At 56.4% G+C, this 3,367-nt stretch carries 4 protein-coding genes and 1 pseudogene; 2 read left to right on the plus strand and 3 right to left on the minus strand.

The window, feature by feature from the left end:
• On the plus strand, positions 1-1,178 hold a 1,178-nt coding region (locus tag AC2FLX_RS21980; protein ID WP_496875566.1), incomplete at its 5' end, for an ISKra4 family transposase.
• Positions 1,179-1,204: 26 nt separating this feature from the next.
• Positions 1,205-1,417, plus strand: a pseudogene (locus AC2FLX_RS21985) (IS5/IS1182 family transposase); the annotation flags it as partial.
• A gap of 206 nt (positions 1,418-1,623) precedes the next feature.
• On the opposite strand, the gene AC2FLX_RS21990 reads toward AC2FLX_RS21985, so the two are convergent.
• The 3 genes from AC2FLX_RS21990 to AC2FLX_RS22000 form a co-directional block, all read right to left on the minus strand.
• Positions 1,624-1,740 (minus strand): IS1096 element passenger TnpR family protein, encoded by a 117-nt coding sequence (locus AC2FLX_RS21990; protein ID WP_099911053.1) that lies wholly within the window; start codon positions 1,738-1,740, stop codon positions 1,624-1,626.
• Between the two features lie 161 nt (positions 1,741-1,901).
• A complete protein-coding gene (locus AC2FLX_RS21995) occupies positions 1,902-2,471 on the minus strand; it encodes a gamma carbonic anhydrase family protein (RefSeq protein WP_037275506.1) in 570 nt (189 codons plus the stop codon).
• A gap of 53 nt (positions 2,472-2,524) precedes the next feature.
• Positions 2,525-3,367 (minus strand): CaiB/BaiF CoA transferase family protein (locus tag AC2FLX_RS22000; protein WP_496875567.1); only part of this gene is annotated, 843 nt, incomplete at its 5' end.

Consider the following 3,367-nt stretch of genomic DNA (forward strand, 5'->3'; position numbering starts at 1 on the left):
GTGATCGAAAGCTTCGTGGCAAAGGGCGCCGGCAAATTCGATACCGGACGGTCTTCGGTGACATCGCCGTTGAAAGTCCGCGCTTCTATTCCTGCCAGTGCCACAATGGTCCAGCCAAAACTTTCAGTCCTCTGAACGAACTTTTGCCCGACCATATCGCCCCGGAGTTGCTCTGGCTTGAGACGAAATGGGCTTCGCTTGTATCTTTCGGGGTCACGACTAACCTGCTGAAAGATGTCCTGCCGATTGATATGAGGCTAAATCCAGACACCATCCGCAGACATCTGGGGCGTGTGGCCACGCGGATGGAGGCCGAACTTTCTGATGAGCGTTACAGTTTCATTGAAACCAGTCCCCACCAGCGCGCCCAGCTTCCCAACCCTGAGGGCCAAATCACCGTCGGTATCGACGGTGGCTATGTTCGGTCTCGCGACGCGGGTCAGTCGCATTTCGAGGTCACCGTCGGCAAATCCATCCCCACAGATCGCCCGAGCCGCTATCTTGGGCTTGTCCAAAGTCATGATGACAAGCCCAAGCGGCGACTGCATGAAGTTTTGAAGGATCAGGGTTGGCAGGAAAACCATCCAGTGACATTCATGACTGACGGTGGAGACACCGTCATCCACATGGCGCGACACATGGCACCTTCCTCTGAGCATATCCTGGATTGGTTCCACATCACCATGCGCATCACCGTCATGCAGCAATACGTCAAAGGGCTTGCGCATCACAATCCCGCAGAGGCCGAAGCCATTGCCCGCCTGCTGCGCCAGATCAAAGGGTTCCTTTGGAATGGCAACCTTCACAATGGTCAGGCAGCGATCGAAGACCTTGTCATCGATCTGGAAGTTGTCGAGACGGACTATGCCAGCATCAAGGCACTTCGGAAGGCGGCGTCCGAGTTCGAGACCTACATCGCCAACAACGCCTTGATGATCCCGAACTATGCGGAAAGACGACGGTACGGTGAACGCGTTTCAACCGGCTTTGTCGAAAGCACCGTCAACACCGTTGTTGGAAAGCGCTTCGGCAAGCGGCAGCAAATGCGCTGGTCAAAACGAGGCGCGCACCTCATGCTGCAAACCCGAACCAGAGCCCTCGATGGCACCCTGCGCGCCAAGTTCGAGCAATGGCATCCGGCGTTGAAGCCTTCGTCCGAAACCGAAATGGCTGCATGATTGCCCCACACTTTACGGTACTCTCCCAGGACAAGGGGATACGTGCCTGCATCCCAGGCCGGAAGAAACGCAAGACGGCGATCAAATACGATAAGCGGAGATACAAGCGGCGTAACCGCATCGAGATCATGTTCGGCAGGCTCAAGGACTGGAGGCGCGTCGCGACCCGCTATGACCGATGCCCCAAGGTGTTCCTCTCAGCCATCGCCCTCGCGGCTCTCGTCATCTATTGGTTATGAATCCTGACCCTAGGTAGACCTGCAGTCTTTTGCTTGATAGGGGTAGGGCGCATAAAGCCCGCGGAATCGAATTGGACCCGATCAGCGAACGAACCATCTTGGCCCGCGGCGTGCGAAAAGCTGCAACTTGAGGCCTGACACACGACCGCAATCAATCTTGTCCAGACAGATCAGAAAATCCTTGCAAAACCGGGGGCATCCACACACTACCCCTGCAACTCGCGTAAGGTAATTGTTGTCGGGACCATCACACGACGCCAGATCATCGGACTGATCCCCAAAAGCCGAACCTTCAGCTGAACAATATTACAGACAGTGTCCATATCCTGAACGTGCCATCAATAGCCGCACGCGGCACCGGCCCCGCACTTTGCTGTACTCTCTATGAATACCGCAGCATCGCCATCGCCGAGACCCAGGCGCAGATTGCTGCCGTCGAGGAAAAGATTGCTGCCAGCGCGACCGATCAAGCCTCGCAACCAGATCAAAGACCTTTCAAGGTGGTGATGCCGACGGGCAGGGTGGCGGATTGGAGCCCCCCAACAAAGCGGCGCCAGCGGAGACGATAAAGTTCCGCAGCTTTTTCCAAATCAGCCACACCATCTGCATCGATCTTACGAACCGCGCGGCCAGGGCTTCCAACGACCAGAGTGTTGTCGGGGATCTCTTTGCCTTCGGTGACCAGCGCGCCTGCGCCAATTAGGCAGTTTTTGCCAATCTTGGCACCATTGAGGATGGTCGCGCCCATGCCTATCAACGTGCCGTCACCGATGGTGCAGCCGTGGATCATCGCGCGATGCCCGATGGTGCAGTTGACACCAATATGGATGGGGAAGCCGGGATCGACATGCAGCACGCAGTTGTCCTGAACATTCGACCCTGTGCCCAAATAGATAGTGGCATCGTCGGCGCGCAGGATGGCACCAAACCAGATGCTAACGTCGGCCTCGATCTGCACATCGCCGATTAGCACAGCCGTGGGCGCGACGAAGGCTTCGCCCGTGGTGGGGCCACGCGGGCCGATGTTGTCCAAAGTGAATAAATGTGTGGTCATTGTTGCATCTCCTACGCTGTACCGGAGTCCGGGAAGAGGTACAGCAGCGCCACTCATATAGTGCCTTTCTCACGCAGATCTGTAATTTTTTTGGGGTCATAGTTAAGCATTTTGGACAGGATTTCGTCCGTATGCTCGCCCAGCATTGGCGGCGGCAGGCGAACACCAAACTCATGGCCTTCCATGCGGATCGGTGTGCGCATTACCTTTGCTTTCACATTTGGCGCAGCGCTGTGGTTAATCTCTTGAACTATACCCCGCGCCTGGATGTGGGGGTCGTCGAACACTTCGGGGATGGTGTTGATCGGTCCGCAAGGTATCCCGGCCGCCTGCAAATCTGTAAGCCATTGGGCTGAAGGTTTTTTGGCCAATTCTGCACGAATCTCGATCAAAGCGGCGTCACGATTGGTTAGCCGAAGGGTGTTGGTGACAAAGCGCGGATCATCGGCCAGATTGGGCCGTCCGATGGCCTGACAAAGGCGTCGGTACTGACCATCGTTACCCACGGCTAGATTTATGTGGCCGTCAGCGGTGGCGAAGGTCTCATACGGAACGATGTTTGGATGGGCATTGCCCAAACGCCCCGGATGAACACCACCGACAAGGTAGTTGGACGCCTGATTGTATAACCACGCAGCCTGACAATCGAGCAACGAAATGTCAATGTGCCGCCCGACACCGGTTTGGTCGCGTTCACGGAGCGCGGCCAAGATAGATACTGCCGCATACATCCCTGACATGATGTCCGAGATCGGCACCCCTACCTTCATAGGCTGTCCCGCGGCCTCTCCGGTAATGCTCATCAGGCCACCCATGCCCTGAACGACGAAATCGTAGCCGGGCCGCTCGGCATAGGGACCAGTCTGTCCAAAACCCGTGATCGAGCAATAAACAAG

It is taken from the genome of Ruegeria sp. YKSF57, from assembly GCF_059612585.1.